The organism is Epilithonimonas sp. 33E, from assembly GCF_059372615.1.
This window is the reverse complement of sequence record NZ_CM182009.1, coordinates 868,325-887,845: the sequence shown is the minus strand read 5'-3', so window position 1 is coordinate 887,845 and position 19,521 is coordinate 868,325. Positions and strand designations below refer to the sequence as shown.

General features: G+C 37.2%; 22 protein-coding genes. 11 read left to right on the top strand and 11 right to left on the bottom strand.

The annotated features are described in order from the left end of the window. Both AC5P2S_RS04270 and AC5P2S_RS04265 read left to right on the top strand, forming a co-directional pair. Positions 1-306, top strand: coding sequence for a DUF493 family protein (locus AC5P2S_RS04270; RefSeq protein ID WP_494556339.1), 306 nt, complete (start codon positions 1-3; stop codon positions 304-306). Between the two features lie 61 nt (positions 307-367). Next, complete coding sequence (locus AC5P2S_RS04265) at positions 368-514, top strand: hypothetical protein (RefSeq protein WP_283417382.1); 147 nt, start codon at positions 368-370, stop codon at positions 512-514. 67 nt (positions 515-581) lie between these two features. Here the strand turns inward: AC5P2S_RS04265 and AC5P2S_RS04260 are convergent, their stop codons facing one another. Further along, positions 582-1,556: a deoxyhypusine synthase family protein gene (locus tag AC5P2S_RS04260; protein ID WP_494556338.1), complete on the bottom strand. Its 975-nt coding sequence runs from the start codon at positions 1,554-1,556 to the stop codon at positions 582-584. A 321-nt stretch (positions 1,557-1,877) separates the two neighbouring features. On the opposite strand from AC5P2S_RS04260, the gene AC5P2S_RS04255 reads away from it, so the two are divergent. The 6 genes from AC5P2S_RS04255 to AC5P2S_RS04230 all read left to right on the top strand — a co-directional run bounded on the left by AC5P2S_RS04255 (position 1,878) and on the right by AC5P2S_RS04230 (position 7,331). Further along, a complete protein-coding gene (locus AC5P2S_RS04255; RefSeq protein ID WP_283417384.1) occupies positions 1,878-3,812 on the top strand; it encodes an ABC-F family ATP-binding cassette domain-containing protein in 1,935 nt (644 codons plus the stop codon). An 84-nt stretch (positions 3,813-3,896) separates the two neighbouring features. After that, entirely contained in the window at positions 3,897-4,463 is a 567-nt protein-coding gene (locus tag AC5P2S_RS04250) for a Crp/Fnr family transcriptional regulator (protein ID WP_494556337.1), read from the top strand. Positions 4,464-4,558: 95 nt separating this feature from the next. Beyond that, positions 4,559-5,329 (top strand): type 1 glutamine amidotransferase domain-containing protein, encoded by a 771-nt coding sequence (locus tag AC5P2S_RS04245; RefSeq protein WP_494556336.1) that lies wholly within the window; start codon positions 4,559-4,561, stop codon positions 5,327-5,329. A 126-nt stretch (positions 5,330-5,455) separates the two neighbouring features. Then, positions 5,456-6,082 carry a PH domain-containing protein gene (locus tag AC5P2S_RS04240; RefSeq protein WP_283417386.1) on the top strand — a complete coding sequence of 209 codons (627 nt, stop codon included), beginning with the start codon at positions 5,456-5,458 and terminating at the stop codon, positions 6,080-6,082. Between the two features lie 77 nt (positions 6,083-6,159). Continuing rightward, on the top strand, positions 6,160-6,735 hold the full coding sequence (locus tag AC5P2S_RS04235; protein WP_283417387.1) for a Crp/Fnr family transcriptional regulator: 576 nt from the start codon (positions 6,160-6,162) through the stop codon (positions 6,733-6,735). 152 nt (positions 6,736-6,887) lie between these two features. Then, entirely contained in the window at positions 6,888-7,331 is a 444-nt protein-coding gene (locus AC5P2S_RS04230) for a carboxymuconolactone decarboxylase family protein (RefSeq protein WP_494556335.1), read from the top strand. 153 nt (positions 7,332-7,484) lie between these two features. Here AC5P2S_RS04230 and AC5P2S_RS04225 read toward each other — a convergent pair whose 3' ends face one another. The 7 genes from AC5P2S_RS04225 to AC5P2S_RS04195 all read right to left on the bottom strand — a co-directional run bounded on the left by AC5P2S_RS04225 (position 7,485) and on the right by AC5P2S_RS04195 (position 14,611). Continuing rightward, positions 7,485-9,623: a M3 family metallopeptidase gene (locus AC5P2S_RS04225; RefSeq protein ID WP_494556334.1), complete on the bottom strand. Its 2,139-nt coding sequence runs from the start codon at positions 9,621-9,623 to the stop codon at positions 7,485-7,487. Between the two features lie 162 nt (positions 9,624-9,785). Continuing rightward, positions 9,786-11,639 (bottom strand): monovalent cation:proton antiporter-2 (CPA2) family protein, encoded by a 1,854-nt coding sequence (locus AC5P2S_RS04220; protein WP_283417389.1) that lies wholly within the window; start codon positions 11,637-11,639, stop codon positions 9,786-9,788. Then, complete coding sequence (locus AC5P2S_RS04215; protein WP_494556333.1) at positions 11,640-12,164, bottom strand: NAD(P)H-dependent oxidoreductase; 525 nt, start codon at positions 12,162-12,164, stop codon at positions 11,640-11,642. A gap of 191 nt (positions 12,165-12,355) precedes the next feature. Next, positions 12,356-13,153 (bottom strand): TPM domain-containing protein, encoded by a 798-nt coding sequence (locus AC5P2S_RS04210; protein WP_494557003.1) that lies wholly within the window; start codon positions 13,151-13,153, stop codon positions 12,356-12,358. Continuing rightward, the gene (locus AC5P2S_RS04205; RefSeq protein WP_379954188.1) at positions 13,134-13,562 is read right to left on the bottom strand and encodes a TPM domain-containing protein; all 429 of its coding nucleotides are present in this window, start codon (positions 13,560-13,562) and stop codon (positions 13,134-13,136) included. The genes AC5P2S_RS04210 and AC5P2S_RS04205 overlap by 20 nt, the downstream gene beginning before the upstream one ends. Next, positions 13,562-14,158, bottom strand: a complete 597-nt coding sequence (locus AC5P2S_RS04200) for a LemA family protein (protein ID WP_283417392.1) — start codon at positions 14,156-14,158, stop codon at positions 13,562-13,564. The genes AC5P2S_RS04205 and AC5P2S_RS04200 overlap by 1 nt, the downstream gene beginning before the upstream one ends. Positions 14,159-14,242: 84 nt before the next feature. Further along, positions 14,243-14,611, bottom strand: a complete 369-nt coding sequence (locus tag AC5P2S_RS04195) for a winged helix-turn-helix transcriptional regulator (protein ID WP_494556332.1) — start codon at positions 14,609-14,611, stop codon at positions 14,243-14,245. Positions 14,612-14,701: 90 nt separating this feature from the next. Between AC5P2S_RS04195 and AC5P2S_RS04190 the strand changes: the two genes are divergently transcribed. Together AC5P2S_RS04190 and AC5P2S_RS04185 are read left to right on the top strand one after the other, a co-directional pair. Then, positions 14,702-15,700 (top strand): quinone oxidoreductase family protein, encoded by a 999-nt coding sequence (locus AC5P2S_RS04190; protein ID WP_494556331.1) that lies wholly within the window; start codon positions 14,702-14,704, stop codon positions 15,698-15,700. Further along, on the top strand, positions 15,701-16,177 hold the full coding sequence (locus AC5P2S_RS04185; RefSeq protein ID WP_494556330.1) for a cupin domain-containing protein: 477 nt from the start codon (positions 15,701-15,703) through the stop codon (positions 16,175-16,177). Positions 16,178-16,283: 106 nt separating this feature from the next. Here AC5P2S_RS04185 and mazG read toward each other — a convergent pair whose 3' ends face one another. From mazG to AC5P2S_RS04170, 3 genes are all read right to left on the bottom strand, one after another. Continuing rightward, positions 16,284-17,054: a nucleoside triphosphate pyrophosphohydrolase gene (gene mazG / locus AC5P2S_RS04180; protein WP_494556329.1), complete on the bottom strand. Its 771-nt coding sequence runs from the start codon at positions 17,052-17,054 to the stop codon at positions 16,284-16,286. 132 nt (positions 17,055-17,186) lie between these two features. Then, positions 17,187-17,636 (bottom strand): PH domain-containing protein, encoded by a 450-nt coding sequence (locus AC5P2S_RS04175; RefSeq protein ID WP_494556328.1) that lies wholly within the window; start codon positions 17,634-17,636, stop codon positions 17,187-17,189. Further along, entirely contained in the window at positions 17,636-18,286 is a 651-nt protein-coding gene (locus AC5P2S_RS04170; protein ID WP_494556327.1) for a protein-L-isoaspartate(D-aspartate) O-methyltransferase, read from the bottom strand. The genes AC5P2S_RS04175 and AC5P2S_RS04170 overlap by 1 nt, the downstream gene beginning before the upstream one ends. Before the next feature lie 189 nt (positions 18,287-18,475). Here AC5P2S_RS04170 and AC5P2S_RS04165 point away from each other — a divergent pair, with 189 nt between their 5' ends. Beyond that, positions 18,476-19,453: a 3-oxoacyl-ACP synthase III family protein gene (locus AC5P2S_RS04165; RefSeq protein ID WP_494556326.1), complete on the top strand. Its 978-nt coding sequence runs from the start codon at positions 18,476-18,478 to the stop codon at positions 19,451-19,453. The last annotated feature ends 68 nt before the right edge of the window (positions 19,454-19,521 follow it).

Genomic DNA, 19,521 nt, shown 5'->3' with positions numbered 1-19,521 from the left:
ATGGCAAATATTATAGAAAGCAACCATGCAAATCCAGAAGATTTTTATAAGTCTCTTAAAGAAAAGTTAGAACAACAGCATAATTTCCCAGAAGAATATCTTTTCAAATTCATTATCACAAGTGATTCGGAAAAGATCACAGAAATTCTAAGAGTTTTTGACAATCTCAAATACACTATGGCCAACAGAGAAAGTTCCAATGGAAAATATACTTCTGTATCCATCAATTGCTTTGTATTGGATGCTGACCAGGTTATCAACATCTATAAAAAGGTAGCGGCAATAGAAAATGTAATGATGCTGTGATAAATTATCAACTTCAAATTACGGCGCAGAAATTGTAACTTATTCAAATAAAATAAGTAATATGAAAAAAGCATTTTTCAGATTTCTAAATGGTGTCAACAAACGTATTTTACCAAAATACAGCAAAAAAGATCCTACGAAACTGACAAAAATCCAGAAAGCGATTTTTGCTTACAGGTATATTGTATTGCTCAACTCTCTTGATTAAATATTCAAATTCAATCATAAAAAAAGCGTTCAATTCTGAACGCTTTTTTTATTTTTATGACTTATAATTAAGAATTCTCCAGAATATAGCTGAACATCAAAGGTGCACAGATGGTAGCATCACTTTCGACAATGAATTTTGGTGTTGTGATATCCAGTTTTCCCCAAGTGATTTTTTCATTCGGAACTGCACCGGAATATGATCCGTAAGAAGTTGTAGAATCAGAAATCTGACAGAAATAACTCCAGAAAGGAATATCGTGCATTTCCATATCCTGATAAAGCATCGGCACCACACAGATTGGAAAATCTCCGGCAATTCCTCCCCCAATTTGAAAGAACCCAACCCCTTTTCCATCTGAATTTTTTGTGTACCAATCAGCAAGATAAGCCATATACTCAATTCCAGATTTCATTGTAGAGAATTTCAAATCGCCCTTGATACAATAGGATGCAAAAATATTACCCATTGTAGAGTCTTCCCATCCCGGAACTACGATTGGCAAATTCTTCTCAGCCGCAGCAATCATCCATGAGTTTTCTCTTGGGATCTCATAATACTGCTCAAGAACACCAGAAAGAATCATTTTGTACATATACTCGTGTGGGAAATATCTTTCGCCTTTATTATCAGCATCTTTCCAGATTTCATAGATGTGTTTCTGCAATCTTCTGAAAGCCTCTTCTTCAGGGATACAAGTATCAGTAACCCTATTCAGTCCTCTTTCTAGAAGCGCCCATTCTTCCTGCGGCGTCAGGTCTCGGTAATGAGGAACTCTTTCATAATGCGAATGTGCAACAAGATTCATAAGGTCTTCTTCCAGGTTGGCTCCTGTACAAGAAATAAAATCCACTTTATCCTGACGAATCATTTCGGCAAAGATTTTACCAAGTTCAGCAGTTGACATCGCTCCAGCCAATGTTACCATCATTTTGCCGCCATCTTTCAGGTGAGCAACATAACCTTTGGAAGCATCTACCAACGCAGCTGCATTGAAGTGCAAATAGTACTTTTCTATAAATTCCGAAATCGGCTTACTCATTTTATAAAAATTTTTGCAAAGATAAGTTTTTGCTTCTTTAATGACAATAATTAACATTTCTTTGTCAGATTGAGGTTGTCAAAATCTTATACTAATATTATTTGCGCAGCTTTATCCGCCTTCCGCTCAAACCTAGCGAAGCGGTTCATCGATTCAAATAAAAATAAATAAAGAATCAGAGATAAGTCGGGCTGCGAGAAACTTAGTACTTCAAAAGACTTTTAGTCTCAATTTTCAGAGTCTTCTCTCTTTATTCTTTTCTCTTGATTCATCTCCAATTAAACCCTACTTTTGCCAATTGAAATTTAAACATATACTACAATGATATCGGCACAAGGATTAGGATTACATCACGCAGGAAATTATCTTTTCCGGGACGTCAATTTTACCATCAAAAAAGATGACAAGATTGGGTTGGTTGGTAAGAATGGAGCCGGAAAATCCACACTTCTTAAAATCCTTTCCGGAGAAATCAATTTTTATGAAGGCACGGTAGTGCCTGAAGGAAATATCACGATTGGTTTCTTAAAGCAAGATCTTGATTTTGTAAAAGGAAGAACTGTTTGGGATGAGACAATGCAGGCTTATGAACAGATCAATGCGATGAAAAATGAGCTGGAAGATGTCAATCACCAGTTAGCTATCAGAACCGATTACGAAAGTGACGCTTATTCTGATCTGATTGTCAGAATGACGGAACTGAATGACCTATTAATGAATCATGATGCTTACAATCTTGAAGGCGATGTGGAGAAAGTACTGTTTGGTTTAGGTTTCAAAGCGGATGATTTTCAAAAAATCACCGATGAGTTTTCCGGAGGTTGGAGAATGAGAATTGAGCTGGCAAAACTGCTTCTTCAGAAAAACGATTTGATGCTTCTGGATGAGCCAACCAACCACTTGGATATGGAATCTATCATTTGGTTGGAAAATTTCCTGAAAGATTATCCAGGTTCGATTGTCTTGGTAAGTCACGATAAACAGTTTATGACTTCGATATGCAACAGAACTTTTGATGTTAATAATAAAAAAATCGATGACTACAAAGCCAACTACTCCAAATATCTGGAACTGAGAAAAGAACGCCGAGAAAAGCTGGCACAAGCCAAGAAAAACCAGGATGCAGAAATCAAGCAGATGGAAGACAACATCAACAAGTTCCGTGCGAGTGCGACTAAAGCTTCTTTTGCCCAATCATTAATTAAAAAACTGGATAAAATAGAGAGAATCGAGATTGATAATGAAGATGTTTCTAAATTCAATATCCGTTTTCAACCGTCTGTAACACCGGGGAAAGTAATTTTCGAAGCTAAAAATCTGGGAAAAGCTTATGGTGATAAGCAAATTTTTGACAATGTTGATTTCTTTATAGAACGTGGCGACAGAATCTCTCTTTTGGGACAAAATGGGCAGGGAAAAACCACGTTGGCAAAGATTCTTGCCGGCGATATTAAAGATTATACCGGAGAATGGAATCTTGGTCACAATGTGAGCATCGGTTATTTTGCACAGAATCAGGAAGAAGTTTTGACGCCTGAGAAAACCGTTTTGCAGGAAGCAGAAGATTCTGCGACGGAAGAAACCAGACCACGTGTGCGTGACCTTTTAGGTTCTTTCTTGTTTCAAGGTGAAGATGTGACTAAGAAAACCAAAGTTCTTTCCGGAGGTGAGAGAAACCGTCTGGCGCTTTGTAAATTGTTGCTTCGTCCGTTCAACACATTGATTATGGATGAGCCTACGAACCACTTGGATATCCAGTCAAAGGAGATTATCAAATTAGCACTTCAGAAATATGAAGGAACATTAATCGTGATTTCTCACGACCGTGAATTTCTGCAAGGTTTGTCTGATAAAATCTTTGAATTCCGTGATGGAAAGATGAAAGAATTCCTTGGAAACATTGATGAATATCTGGAATACAGACAAAAAGAAAGCATAAGGGAAATCTCTGCAGAGAGGTCAAAACTCCATAAAGAAGAGGTTGAAGCTCCAAAAGCTAAGGTTCAAGAGTCAAAACCAGCAACTGACAATCAATCCACAACCATTGTCAGCAAAGAGCAAAAAAACATCCAGAATAAAATTAAAAAAGTAGAAGAAAAAATCTCTGAACTGGAACTGAAAATCGAAGAATTCGAAGCATCTTTTGCTAAAGAAAATCCTTCGGAAGAAGTTTTGGAAAATTACAATAAAATAAAAGAAGAGCTGGATTTGACCTTGCAGGAATGGGAGTATCTTGGTAGTCAATTAGAGAATTAATTTTAAAATATTTAATCCATTCGAAATGAATGGATTTTTTATAAACCTGTTTTTAATTCTTATCTTCGACAAAGAAATTCAAAAATGAGCGACAAACTAAGAAAACATATCGAAGAAATCACACCGATTACGGATAAAGAATTCGATTATTTGTTGTCTCATTTTTCTGTCAAAAAACTTAAGAAACATCAGTTTCTGGTTCAGCAAGGCGACATTGTCAGGAACGACCACTTTGTAGTTTCGGGTTTATTGAAAGCTTATCATACTAATCCTGATGATGGCAAAGAGCACATTCTTCAGTTTGCTTGGGAAAACTGGTGGATTACCGATTTTCAGGCTTATTTTAATCAAACCTATTCAACCTTGAATATTGATTGTATAGAAGATGTCGAAGTACTTTCTATTTCATTAGAGAATCGTGAAAAAATATGTGCTGAGCTTCATAAGATTGAACATTTTTTCAGAAAGAAATCCAATTCTGGTTACATTGCGCTTCAGCAAAGAATCCTTTCACTCTTGACTCACAGCGCAAAAGAACGTTATGAGCAGATGCTCAGTAACTACCCTTCTCTTTTCCAACGTGTTCCAAAGTCTCTTATCGCTTCTTACCTTGGCGTATCCAGAGAGACACTCAGCAGATTGTCAAAATAAATGTGACCTATATCACAGAAAAACCTTGATTTACATCCTTTCTTTCGGTCTCGATTTTGTAGAATTTTGCAGTATCAAATTTTAAAATTGTGATAATGAAAAGCAAAGTTTTAATCTTTTCTGTTCTATTTGCATTTGTTTCGATGTTGAATATTGCAAATGCACAGAACAAAAAATCTAACAAAGTTATGAGCAAAAAAATCTTATTCGTGGTAACCAGTCACGACAAAAAAGGCAGTACAAACGAACCAACCGGTTATTATCTTGGAGAAGTTTCCCATCCTTGGGAAGTTTTGCATTCAGCCGGCTATGATATCGATTTCGTAAGTCCAAAGGGTGGAAAAGCACCGGTAGACGGACTTAATCTGGAAGATGCTGTCAATAAAGAGTTCTGGGAGAACAAAGAGTACCGTACAAAAATTGAAAATACGATGAAGCCTTCCGACGTTGACCCGTCAAAATATGCTGCAATCTTCTACGCCGGCGGACACGGAACAATGTGGGATTTTCCGGACAATACAGAATTACAGAATATTGCAAGAAAAATCTATGAAAACAACGGCATCGTAGGTGCAGTTTGCCACGGACCTTCCGCTCTTGTAAACCTCAAATTATCAAATGGAAAATATCTGGTTGAAGGTAAAAAAGTAAATGCTTTCACCAACGAAGAAGAAGCTGCAGTAAAACTGGAAAATGTAGTTCCTTTTCTTTTGGAAGATAAGCTGAAAGAACGCGGAGCAATCTTCGAAAAGTCTGGGCTTTGGCAAAATCACGTTGTTGCAGACGAAAGATTAATTACGGGCCAAAATCCACAATCTGCAAAAAGTGTGGGTGAAGAAATCTTGAAACAATTGAAGCAGAAATAAATTTCACAACATTAATTTATAAAGCAAGACCTGGATGGGTTTTGCTTTTTTATTTTCATTAATTAATAAGTTTGATCTATTTTCATTTTGTTTTTTGTAATTTCACATTAGTTAAAAAACTGAACAATGATCAACGATATAAAGAAATTCCTGAACGAAGACCAAGATCCGAAAGCCGTCGAGAAAATATCAGAAAAAGTCAATGACCTGCTTACCAATGGTGAATCGGTGGAATATATTGCAGTTCAAAACAAGCCAGCCATTAATATATCTCCGGATTCTATCGTTCTTACCAATAAAAGAATCCTATTTTTCCGCTCCAAGTCGTTCGGTCTGGTGACTGATTTCAAAGATTACCTTTGGAAAGATGTTGCTGAGAGTCATATCAGTGAGGCTATCTTGGGTTCCACTTTTACAATGACTGCTATCACAGGATTCATAGAAACAATAGATTATATTCCTAAATCTCAGGCCAGAAAGCTGTATCAATACGCTCAAGGCAAAGAGGAAGAAATGATAGAATACCGCCGACAAAAAGAACTGGAGGAGAAAAGAGCCACAGCCGGAGGAATTACGGTCAATACACAAAACGAAAAACCTGAAGAACCACAAAAGCCACAAGAGGTAAAACCGGAAGTAACAGCAGAAGACCCAATGGAAACATTGATGAAACTAAAGGCTTTTCTGGACAATGATTTAATATCTTTAGAAGATTACGAGACCAAGAAAAAAGAAATATTAGAAAGGATGTAGAACCTTCCGGATATACAAAGCAAAATGTCAATGCCGTTTTGCTTTTTTGTTTAAATTTACAGTCAAATCAATAATCAATGTGCCAAATCTTCAAATCTCATCTTGATAAATTCGTCCAGATCACGGATGAGGATTTTGCGTTGATCATGGATTATTTTGAAATCAAATCGTTTGCTAAAAAAGAAATTCTATTAGAGGAAGGACAAATCTGCAAATCCAATTATTTTGTCCTCAAAGGTCTTCTCAGAAAGTTTTTCATCAATGAAAAAGGGACGGAACAAACCACAGATTTCGCACTGGAAACCTGGTGGATGACAGATAACTTTTCTTTTGAACGCAAAACACCAGCTGATTTTAGCATTCAAACGGTTGAGAAATCTGAAGTTCTGACCATCTCCAGCGAGTCTCAGGAAAAGCTTCTTAATGATTTCCCGATAATGGAAAAGTATTTCAGGATTATTTACCAAAGAGCTTTCGCAGCCAATCAAAGGAGAGTGAAATATATTTTCACTTACTCCAAAGAAGATTTCTATTTCTCATTAATTAAACAATATCCGGCTTTTGTACAACGTGTTCCACAATATCTGATTGCTTCTTTCCTCGGTTTCACTCCGGAATATCTGAGTGAGATTAGAAAAAAGACTATTTCGTAAAATTGATCTCTCACAGATTAAACATATTTTGCAGATTAATAAAATCCGCTCAATCTATAAAATCTGTGAGAAAATATTTTCTTAAACCAGTTTAAGTTTTTCCCATTATCGATTCCCCAACTTTGTATCAACAAATTAAAACAATCAAAACAATGGAAAAACGTATCAACATCAGCAAAACAGCCCCTCAGGCTTACAAAGCAATGCTGGGACTGGAAAGTTATCTGGCTCAGTCAGAGATTTCAAAAACAATCAAAGAACTCATTAAGATCCGCGCTTCACAAATCAACGGATGTGCCTACTGTCTGGATATGCACACCAAAGACGCTATCAAATATGGCGAAACGGCTGAAAGAATATTCCTAGTAAGCGCCTGGCACGAAGCAGACAAATTCTTCACAGAAGAGGAAAAAGTTGCGCTTAAAATGACCGAAGAAATCACATTGATTAGCCAAAACGGTCTTAGTGACGATACTTACCAAAAAGCAAAATCTGTCTTTTCGGAAAAACAAATTGCCGAGATCATCATGGCCATTGTAATTATCAATTCCTGGAACAGAATCGCCTTAAGCACAAGATTAGAAATCGGGGAATAATAATTTCTCAGTATTAATTTCTAAAAAAAGCACGTATCTTTTATTAAAAAGGCACGTGCTTTTTAATACCCTCTGCAAACGTCCTATTCATTAGTCCTACAGAAGATATTTTTTTAACAAAAACGCCTTCAATCCGAAAGCGTTTTTTACAAGTTATTTGATAAAACCTCTGTTTCTAAGAAGCGGTTTGATATCCGGATCGTGACCTGCAAAATCCCGGAAAGCCTGGTTAAGATCTACAGAATTACCCACAGAAAGGATGTATTTTCTGAAACGATCACCATTCTCTCTCGTCATTCCGCCATTAGACTTGATCCATTCCCAAGCGTCGTTATCCAAAGTCTCGGACCACAAATAAGCATAATAACCCGATGAATAGCCACCTCCCCAGATGTGCGCAAAGTAAGGCGCATGATATCTCGGCGGAACTGCAGCAACTGTAAATCCGTTGTCTGTTAACGCTTTTTTCTCAAAATCCAAAACAGGAATCACTTGCTTGTCATCTGTAACAGAATGCCACATCATATCATTCATAGCGGCAGAAACAAGTTCCGTAGTTGCGTAACCTTGGTTGAATTTCGATGCTTTTTTAATTTTTTCTACCAATTCTTGTGGAATCGGTTGTTTGGTTTCGTAATGAACAGCATAATTTTTCAGAACTTCCGGTTCCAAAGCAAAATGCTCGTTGATCTGCGAAGGGAATTCTACAAAATCCCTTGGTGTTGCCGTTCCTGAAATCGAAGGATATTTCTGGCTTGCGAAAATCCCGTGAATAGAGTGTCCAAACTCATGAAAAACAGTTGTTACGTCATCGAAAGAAATCAATGAAGGTTTTCCCGCGGCCGGCTTCTGGAAATTGTAAACATTCACGATGACCGGTTTGGTTCCTAAAAGATAAGACTGGTTCACAAAGTTGTTCATCCATGCTCCTCCACTTTTGGAATCGCGTGTAAAGAAATCCAGATAATAGATTGCCAAAGATTTTCCGTCTTTGTCAAAAACTTCATAAGCAACCACATCCGGATGATAAACCGGAAGATCTGTTCTCTTTTTGAAAGTAATGCCGTAGAATTTTTCAGCAGCAAAGAAAACACCTTTTTCCAGAACAGTAGTCACTTCGAAATAAGGCTTGATCTGATTCTCATCAAGATCATATTTCGCTTTTCTAACCTGCTCCGAATAGAAATTCCAATCCCAAGGTTCTACATTGAAATTACCTCCTTGAGACTTAATCAATTCCTGGATTTCAGATTCTTCTCTCTTCGCTGTTTCTACCGCTGGCTGAGCAATCTGTTTCATCAGATTCATTGCAGCTTCCGGCTTTTTTGCCATTTGGTCCTGTAATCTCCATTCGGCAAAGCTTTTTTTACCAAGAATCTGGGCTTTTTTCAAACGTAATTTTACCAATTCCTGGATGGTCTCTCTGGTATCATTTTTATCACCTTTTTCCGCTCTCAACCAGGAAGCTTTGAATAGTTTTTCTCTGGTTGTTCTGTTTTTAAGATTCTGGAGCAACGGCTGTTGTGTTGTATTCTGAAGCGCCAAAAGATATTTACCTTCCTGTCCTGCAAGTTTTGCATCAGCCGCAGCCGCAGCAATTTCGTCCGGCGAAAGTCCGTCTAATTCTTTAACATCAGATATCAGTAACCCTCCTTGTTTTCTCGCATCTAACAATTTGTTAGAAAATAAGGTTTCAAGTTTTGCTAATTGTTGATTGACTTGCTTCAACTGTTCTTTTTGCTTCGCAGAAAGTGCAGCTCCTGCAATCTCAAAATTTTGTTTGTAGTACTGAAGTAATCTTTTGGATTCTGCATCCAATCCGGCATCGGAAATCGATTTTACTCTTTGGTAAAGCTTGTCATTCAGATATATTTTATCACTGTGCGAAGCAAAAATTGGTGCGTATTCTTCTTCCAGTTTTTGCAAAGTCGGATTGGTATTGGAACTTGTCAGATTATAAAAAACGATGGTCGCCCTGTTCAGAACTTCGCCGCTTTTTTCCATTGCCACGATTGTATTTTCAAATGTCGGCTTCTCAGGATTATTAGCAATTTTATCAATTTCTGCAGAATGTTGCTTCAGTCCAAAATCAAAAGCAGGTTTGAAATGGGAATCTTTTATTTTATCGAATTCCGGCGCCTGATATTGCAACGGACTTTTTGAAAGAAAAGGGTTATTTTTCATAGATTGTTCTGTAGTTGCAGAAGTTTTTTTCTTCTGAGCATTGATCATCGTATTTCCTGCTCCCAATGCAATAAATGTGATGAATAAAGTCGTTGTTATTTTCTTCATTAATAAAAATATTTCGGGGAATAAAAGTAATGAAAACTAAGAGAACAAGAGTCTTTATACCTTATAATTTTTAAAATAGAATTGCTTACAGCCAACTTGAATCGACTCTTTGGGAGCAACGGACCGACATTAGAAACAGAGCATAGATAAAGCGGACCAAATTTATTTATCCTCATCATCGTCATCGCCACTCCAATGATTTTCTTCGAAGGAAATACTGTCTAAAGCCAATAATTCAGCTTCACGTTCAAGGGATTCGCGGAGGGTGAAGGTAATCATATCTTTGTCCTTTTCTTTCGCTAAACGTCTTGTCATTGCTTTGTCTATCAACATAAAACGCTTACCCATTCTTCTGGCCGTATATTTCCTCATTCCATTTTCCTGAAGGATATCAACTGCCATATCGACAGCCGTTCCAAGTGTTTCACGATAAATATAATTGACATTCTTATTAATGAAATCGTAGGCATCCAAACGGTTTTTGGCTCTTACAAAAATTTTGAGTTCAGGAAAATTTTCCTTGGCATAATCTACCAAAAACTTATTTTTCTCCGGATCATCCAGACAAATTACCAGAAGTTCAGCATCTTCGATTCCGGCAGCCCGCAACAATGCAGGTTTTGTTGCATCACCATAATATACATTGAAGCCGTTTGACCTCAATAATGCTACTCTGTCCGGATCGTTATCCAAAACCGTAGAACGGATGCCATTAGCTTTCAGAAGACGACCTACCGTACTTCCAAAAAATCCGAATCCTACAATAATGATTTTACGTTGTTTGATAATCCCCAGCTCAACGTTTTCTTCATTTTTCTGTTGTATGAAATGTTTGTCCAGAACTTTCTCTTTGAAAATCAAAAGTAACGGCGATATACACATCGTTATCGCAACAATCGCCATCAATTCCGAATTAGCCTGATAGTCTATAAGATATAAACTTGCTGCAAAATTGACCAGAACAAAAGCAAATTCCCCGACTTGTGACAGTGCAAATGCCAGGAAGAAACTCTGCTCGTTATTCATCTTATAATATTTCCCAATCCCAAAAAGAACAACAGCTTTGATAGCCAAAACAATGAATGCCGCAGAAAAAATAAAAAATGGCTTCGAAGCAATAATATCGAAATTAATGGTGGCACCAACGCTTACGAAAAATACGGCCAACAATAATCCTTTGAAAGGGTCAATGTCGCTTTCCAGCTCGTGGCGAAACTCACTGTTGGCTAACATTACACCTGCAATGAAAGCTCCTAATGCAGGACTTAATCCAACAGAAATCATCAGTTCTGAAACGCCGATCACTAAAAATAAGGAAGCTGCCGTCAGTAACTCATTCAACCCTGACTTTGATACAAATCTCAGGAACGGAGTAAAAATATACTTTCCTAAAAGTATTAATGCCAAAACACCTAAAATAACTGTAAAAGGCTGTAGCCATTCGGGTAAATATTGCAACAGTATTTTTTCATGCTCAGCTTGAGACAAAGCTTTCTGAGACTTGGACAAGAAAGGTAATAATGCAAGAATCGGAATAACGGCAATATCCTGAAATAATAAAATAGAAAAGGAAGATTCTCCGCTGACGGTGCGGAAAAGGTTTTTCTCTTTCAAAGTCTGCAAAACAATCGCAGTGGACGACATCGCAAAACAGAGCGAAATAATGAGTGCTTTTTTCAACCCGAATCCTGCAATGTAAAACACAATGAAGATACCTGCGATACTTAACAGCATCTGGCTGAGACCCAATCCCAGAATTCTTTTTCGGATTTGCCAGAGTTTCTGAGGTTCCAATTCCAGACCTACTAAAAACAGCAGCATGATCACACCCAATTCCGATGCGTGCATAATATCTTCCGCATCTCTTCCTGTCAGTTGCAGACAGAACGGACCAATCAAAATACCTCCAAGAATATATCCGATAACTGAACTCAATCCAAGCTTTTTCCCTAACGGAACCATAATAATGGCCGCTCCAAGAAAAATCAGGATTGTCATTGCAATGGAACCTTGCATCTATTCTATTTTTAGTATTTCGGATAATTCTTCACATAACAGATCCAATTCTGCGTCGTCAAGATTATCAGCGTTATAAATGATATGTATTTTTTTGAGATCGATATTATTGACATGTAAGGATACTTTGAGCCCGGAAAGCAGCTCTTTCACTTCCGTTCCATATTTTCCTTCTTGCGTATAATTATTTTCTCTTCCACCAACACTTGTAATAATGATCGCATCTTTTCCGGCAAGTATGTTGGTTTCATTCTCGGAAATCCAGCGCATATCAAAAACCTCATCTATCCAAAGTTTTAATAATGGCGGCAAACCAAACCAGATGATAGGAAAATGAAAAATGATCCTTTCATAATCAACAATCCGTTTGCGCTCCCGGAAAGGCTGAATGTGAAAATCGGGATAATCTTCGTACAAATCTCTGAACGTCACATTATCCATACCTTCATAACACTCTAACAATCTAACATTAGTGGTAGAATGTTCGAAGTAAGGATGCGCAAATAGAACCAATGTTTTTTTCAAAGAAATCTCGATTTTCGTAAATATAGTGATTTTTTGGTTTTATATCAAGATCTAGTCCATTACGAAATGGAGAATAATTAACTGCCCAAATTATTTTTTATTAGAAATAGAATCAAAACAAAGAAAAAACCCGAAAAAAGATCCGGGTTTTATTATATATATATATATATATATATATATTAATTTCTCAATTACCATCCACCAGAAGCTCCACCTCCACCAAAACTTCCACCGCCGCCGAAGCCGCCAAATCCGCCGCCACTACTTCCGCCTCCAAATCCACCGCCGCCAAAACTTCCCGGAAACGGAAAAAATCCACCTCGGTATCTTCGGCTTCCGCGTCTTGACAAGATCACATCATCGTCATCATAGTTTCCTCCTTTTCCGTTATTGCCATTAATAATACTGAATAAAATAATTATCACCACAATAATAATGATAATTGAACCAAGACTGATTCCGTTTTCATTCTGATGTTTCTTGACAATAGGTTTGAACTTCCCCTGAACCGCTTCCATAATTGCAGAAGTTCCACGGTCAATCCCATTATAGAACTCTCCTTTTTTGAAAGCAGGCGTTACGAGGTAATCCAGAATCTGTCCTGCTACCGATGCCGTCAAATATTGTTCAACAGCTCGACCTTGTTGGATCGACATAGTTCTGTCTTCTGTCGCAATCAGAAAAACCACACCATTATCAACACCTTTTTGTCCGATTCCCCATTTTTCACCATACATTGTTGCGAGATAATTCACATCTTCGCCACTGGTTGTCGGAAGAATAATAACCTCGATTTCTGTGGAAGTAGAATCGGAGAATTTGATGAGTTTTTGGTTCAGCGCATCCTTTTCAGATTCCGACAACAATCCGGCTTTATCATAAACCGGATACAGAACGTTTGGTTTTTCCGGCACTAGCTGAGCTTTGGAAAATACTCCAAAAATCAGGAATAATGCTAAAATATATCGTTTAGGAGAAGCTGATATCATTCGGTAATTCATTGATATTTTCCCCCGAAATCGGGAAATATTTTTTCAGTTCGAGTCCTGTTTTCAGAATCGCATCTTTCAGACCTTTATAATAATTTTCTTTTGCAAATTCAGAAGTTATTTCGTCATGCAATTGATCCCAAAACTGCTGTTTTACCTTTTTGTGAATACCTTCATCTCCAATAATTGTGAGATAATGCTGTTCAAAATTAACATAAAACAAAACGCCGTTTCTTTCCTTGGTCAGATGCATCTCCAACGAACGGAAAATTGCAAACGCTTTTTTGGCAAAATCATCTTCAGCCGTAGAATCGATATGCACACGAATCTCACCCGAGGAGTGGTCTTCAGCTATTTTGATGGCCTCCACAAGGGAAGCCATCTCTGTATCTGTAAGAAAATGATTCATTATTCTGAAAATACACTTGGTGCTTTTTCTGCGCCGGCTTCAGCTTTGAAATATGGTTTTTCTTTGAAGTTGGAGAAGTTGGCAATCACGTTATTTGGAAACGTTTTGATATTGGTGTTGTATTCCTTCGCAGCATCATTATAGTAAACAGTTTCTGAACGGATGCTGTTTTCTATCGCTGTATATTCTCTTTGGAAGTTGATGTACTGCTGGTCTGCTTTCAGGTTTGGATAGCTTTCTACAACAGCCATCAATCTGCTAAGCGCACCGCTCAACTCGCCTTGTGCAGCTTGGAATTTCGCCATATCTGCTTCCGTCATATTAGTCGGATCTATGTTGATAGAAGTCGCTTTTGATCTTGCCTCAACAACCTTTGTCAAAGTTTCCTGTTCAAATTTTGCATAAGATTTAACGGTTCTTTCCAGGTTGGGAATCAGGTTAGCTCTTTTCTGATAAACCGTTTCCACGTTGGACCATTTGGCATTCACGTTTTGTTCCTGACCTACAAATCCGTTTCTGACACCGACTGCCCAAAAACCTACAATAGCGATTAACGCTACTATGACGATTAATACAATACAACCTTTACCTTTCATAGTTTGATGTGTTTTAAAATTTAATTAAATCAAATATACAAATTAAATACAATGATAGAATTTATTTTTAACTTCTAAAACCAATCAGCCTTCGATGATTTTTTTTCTGTGTTTGAGCCCCCATTCCACAAGATTTTCCGTAAGTGGCGTTACGCTTTTTCCATAATCAGTAATTGCATAGAAAACCATTAGCTGATTTTCATCTTTTACGGTTCTTGTAATAAGAAGATTAGTTTCCAGCTCTTTAAGTTGTTTGCTCAGCATTTTTGCAGAGATTCCGTCGATTTCCCGTTCCATTTTTTTGAAATGAATATCCTGACATTGTCGATTATTAAGATATCTTAAAATCATCAGTTTCCATTTTCCTCCAAGAATTTCCAAGGAATCTCGCATCGCCCGAAGTTCTTCTGCACAAGTTGTTTCTCTTTCAATATTGTTCTCTATTATTTTCATTCCGGTTTCATCAAAGTAAGTAGTTACCTATTGTTAACTAGTAACAAATTTAAAGTATTTTCCTTATAGTTTTGTAGAAATTAAATGAAGATGAAAGCGATTATCCTTAATGAAAATAATGTACTCAAAGATGAAAACATTGATTTAAGACCTATTTCATCTCACGAGGTAAAAGTCAAAATCATTGCTTCGGGGTTCAATCCCATCGATTATCAAATGCGTGAAAATGAACACGAGCGACAATATCTTTTTTCCCCAATCTTAGGAAGAGAGGGCTCAGGAATTGTTATCGAAACAGGAGAAGACGTAACTGAATTCAAACCCGGAGACGAAGTATTCTTCGTTTGCGGAAGTATGGGCAGCAACGGCACATATGCTGAACAAATCATTTTGCCCGAAGCAATTGTTGCTAAAAAACCAAATGTAACCAACTTCGAACAAGCCGCAGGTTTACCATCAATCGGAATTACGGCTTTTCAGATTTTTAATCGAGTTGATTGGAATCAAATAGAAAATATTTTGATAACTGGTGCTTCCGGCGGAGTTGGAAATTTTATTCTTAGAATCTTATTGGGCGAATTCAACAAAAAAATAATTGTCACTGCGGGAAACGAAGAAAGTATTCAGCAATTGATAGAGATTGGAATTAATGCAAATCAAATCATTAATTATAAGCAAGAGAATTTAGCTGAGAGTATTTTAGAAATTAATAATAATAATCAAAAATTTGATATCGTCATCGATGCTGTTGGGCATCAATTCTCAGAAATCTCTGCCGAAGTTCTTAAAGCTAATGGAATCTACATCAATATTACACATTTCATCACACCAAAAGCCAATGATTTACTCTTCGGAATTGGCGCAACGATTCTTAACATTTCAAATTTCATTTATGCAAGGGAGAAGCAATATGATTATTTCAGAAACTCACTTAATCAAATTAGAGAACTCATCGACGGTAAGATTCTTCAACCATTACCCGTAAAAATCGTTGGTGGACTTTCTGCAAAAACAGCGGAAGAAGCTCAGCAAAAACTGAAAAACAATCAAACGCAGGGCAAAAAATTAATAATGCTGAACCAAGAATAAATGAGGAAAATCAAAACAATCCCAAGACGAATCATAACCGGAACCAAAGACGGAAAATCTTACATAGAGAAAGACGAAATAGTAACCAATGTTTCCAAGCATTTTCAAGGATTAATCATCTCCGATGTTTGGCAGACCAGTAAAATGCCAGCTAGTTTTGAGCAGGAAAAACCGGTAGAAAATTCAGCCATTCCGACGGTTATCAAAAACGGAACTTATTTTCGTTATGTTCAGATTCCGCCCGATGAACAGTTAGGAATCGAGGCAACTGCTGGACAACCTCACCCGCTGATGCATCAAACCAAAAGCCTGGATTACATCATCATTTTGTCTGGCGAAATTTATCTGATTACCGATACAGACGAAACACTTTTACAGGCTGGAGACATTGTTATACAAACCGGGACCAATCACGCTTGGAGTAATCGTTCTACAGAAAATTGCATTCAGTTAGCGGTTTTGATTGACGCGGAATAATCGATTAAAAAATCTCGCAGATTAAGCTGATTTCGCAGATTTAATATAGATAAAAAATCTGGTCAATTTGCCAAATCTGCGAGATTATAAATTTCAACAGTAAGATTTATTTTTCAGAAACCTTAGCCTCTTCCCAAAGCTCATCCATTTCTACTAGATTAAGTTCAGCTAGGTTAAGATTTTTGGACACAGCCAACTCCTCCATTTTCTGGAATCTCGAAATGAATTTAGAATTTGTTTTTTCCAAAGCAGTATCGGCATTCAGTCCGGAGATTCTCGCGTAATTGATCAACGAGAAAAACACATCGCCCAACTCCACTTCTTTTTTATCCTTGTTGGTTTCCTGATGAAACTCCTGCAATTCCTCCCGGACTTTTGCCCAGGCATCTTCCGCAGAATCAAATTCAAAACCGATTCCTTTCACTTTATCCTGGATTCTATAAGCTTTGATAATCGGCGGCAAACCTTTCGGAACACCTGATAAAATTGACTTATTCCCCTCTTTCAACTTCAGTTTTTCCCAGTTTTGTTTTACTGTTTCTTCATCGTCTGCAACTGTATCACCGTAAATATGCGGATGACGGAAAATCAATTTTTCATTTAGAGAATTAATCACATCAGCGATATCAAAACTCTCTTTTTCTGAACCAATTTTCGCATAAAAAACCAAATGTAACAAAACATCGCCCAACTCCTTTTTGATCTCCTGCAAATCCTCATTCAGAAGCGCATCAGACAGTTCGTAGGTCTCTTCTAAAGTCAGATGGCGCAACGATTCAAACGTCTGTTTCTGATCCCAAGGACATTTTTCCCGCAAATCATCCATTATATCGAGGAGCCTTCCAAAAGCCTCCATCTTTTCTTCTCTTGTATTCATTTTTTAAATTTTTTGGGCAGCTATTTCCGCCTTCCACTTCCAATCTTTTTTGCAGAAATTTTCAAGTTCAATAGAACCTGAAAACAAGCAAAAAAGGATTTCCGTTCAAGTCGGGCTGCAGCTTTGCCAAATTCAACCTTTATCTTTCCTTACATCCTCTATCACAATATGACTATTGATTTCCAGTAATTCTTTTAGAAATTCATCCTGGTTTTTCGGTGTGATGTAAAGGTCGTTTTTATATTTCGAAAAGATAATCAAACCACCAACCGAAGTTCCACATTTAACGAATCCGCTCCACATTGTTTCCCCGATTCGGATTTTTGTAATTTTAAAAATACTCACTCTGAAAATATCGAAAATGACATTTACTACCAACTCTTCACTGTCAATCCTAATTTTAATAAAGAAAAAACTAATTAGTAAAACCGAATTAGTGCTTAACAAAATTAATAACAACACCAGCCACCCTGAAAATGGCGTATCAAAATAAGATGCAATAACAATCCAAACAAAAAGCAGGCTGATTCCTAAAAATAAAGAACCATAAACCCAATCTCTTTTGCTTGTATAAACTTTCATTAGTGTGATTTATTCTGAAGCATCGGTACAAATTTATAAACCCCAAATTCCTCTTTCTCAAACTGAGTCTCCGAAATTTTAGTAAATCTGTAAAGAATCTGTTCGTCCGTTTTCCCTAATGGAATCACCATTTTCCCTCCGACTTTTAGTTGTTTTAATAACTCCGTTGGAAGAATTTCTGCACCACACGTTACCAATACTTTATCAAAAGGTGCAAATGTCGGCAAACCCTCAAATCCATCTCCAAAACTCTGGAACTTTGGCCTTAGATTCAATTCTCTAAGAATCTTAGTAGAAAAATTGTACAAATCCTTTTGACGCTCAATCGTGTAAACCAAAGCCTTCATTTGAATCAAAACCGCTGTCTGATAACCACAGCCTGTACCAATTTCCAATACTTTTTCACCTTCATTCACTTCCAATAATTCGGTTTGTTCGGCAACAGTTGAAGGATGAGAAATCGTTTGTTTCGCAGCAATCGGGAAGGCGCGGTCTTCGTACGCAAAATCCTCAAAAACACTTTCTATGAAAAGATGTCTCGGTACTTCGTTCATCGCAGCAAGAACAAAAGAATCCGTAATCCCGATTTTCTGATGCAGATAATCGATTAATTGTTTCCTTTTGCCTTTGTGAACGTAAGTATCTCTCATTATTAGTTTTAGTTCTTTAATAAATCTTCTGCAATTTCCGAAGTAAAATTTAAAATTCCAAACAGGAATCATAAAATTAAAAAATTATCAAAATATTACATCATATATAAAATAAAGTTTATAGCTTTGATTGTTTTTTTATTAAAAATTCAAATATATTTTCAATTAACCAATGAAAGAATGGATGTTATGCAGAAAACCCGCGCTTATATCAAAGGAACCGGTTCGTATGTTCCGCCAAAAATTTTAAAGAATGATTTTTTCGAGAAAGTAGGTTCGTCTGACGAATGGATTTTTAAAAATCTTGGAATCCGGGAACGCAGAATTGCCGAAGGCGAAGTGACCAGTGATTTGGCATACAAAGCCGGATTGAAAGCTTTGGAAAACACAGATGTCACTCCAAAAGAGATCGACCTGATTATTGTTGCAACCTCAACTCCGGACAGACAAGCACCTTCAACAGCATGTTTTGTACAGGAAAAAATGGAAGCACCACAAGCCGTTGCTTTTGACATTTCGGCAGTTTGTTCAGGTGGACTTTACGGCATTGCTATTGGTTGCCAGTTCATCGAAACAGGAATGTATAAAAATGTGTTGGTGATTGGTGCTGATACTTTTTCAACGATTACCGACTGGGAAAGAAAAGATTCGGTTTTCTTTGGCGATGGCGCTGGTGCCATTTTGTTATCCTCTACAACTGAAGATAAAGGCTTTTTCGATTTCAAACTGCATGCAGACGGCACAGGGAAATACCATTTTAACATTCCGGCTGGCGGTTCAGAAATGCCGGCTTCGGAAGAAACGTTGAAACAAAGACTTCACTATTTTCAAATGAATGGAAAAGAAGTTTTCGAAACAGCAACCAGAGTTTTACCGGAAACAATCAACGAAATCCTGGAAGCCAACCGACTTACTTCTGACAGCGTCGATTGGGTCATTCCGCATCAACCGAGTATCCGAATTTTACAAGAAACAGCGAGAAAAACCAATATCCCATTCGAAAAAGTGATGACGAATATGGATAAATACGCCAACACTTCCGGTGGAACCATTCCAATTGTCCTTGACGAAACTTACAAAAGTGGAAAAATCCAACCCGGAAATATATTACTTTTCGCAGCCGTTGGCTCAGGCTGGACTTGGGGAACTGCACTTTACAAGGTATAATTGATAATTGATAATTGATAATTGATAATTGATAATTGATAATTGATAATTGATAATTGATTAGTAAA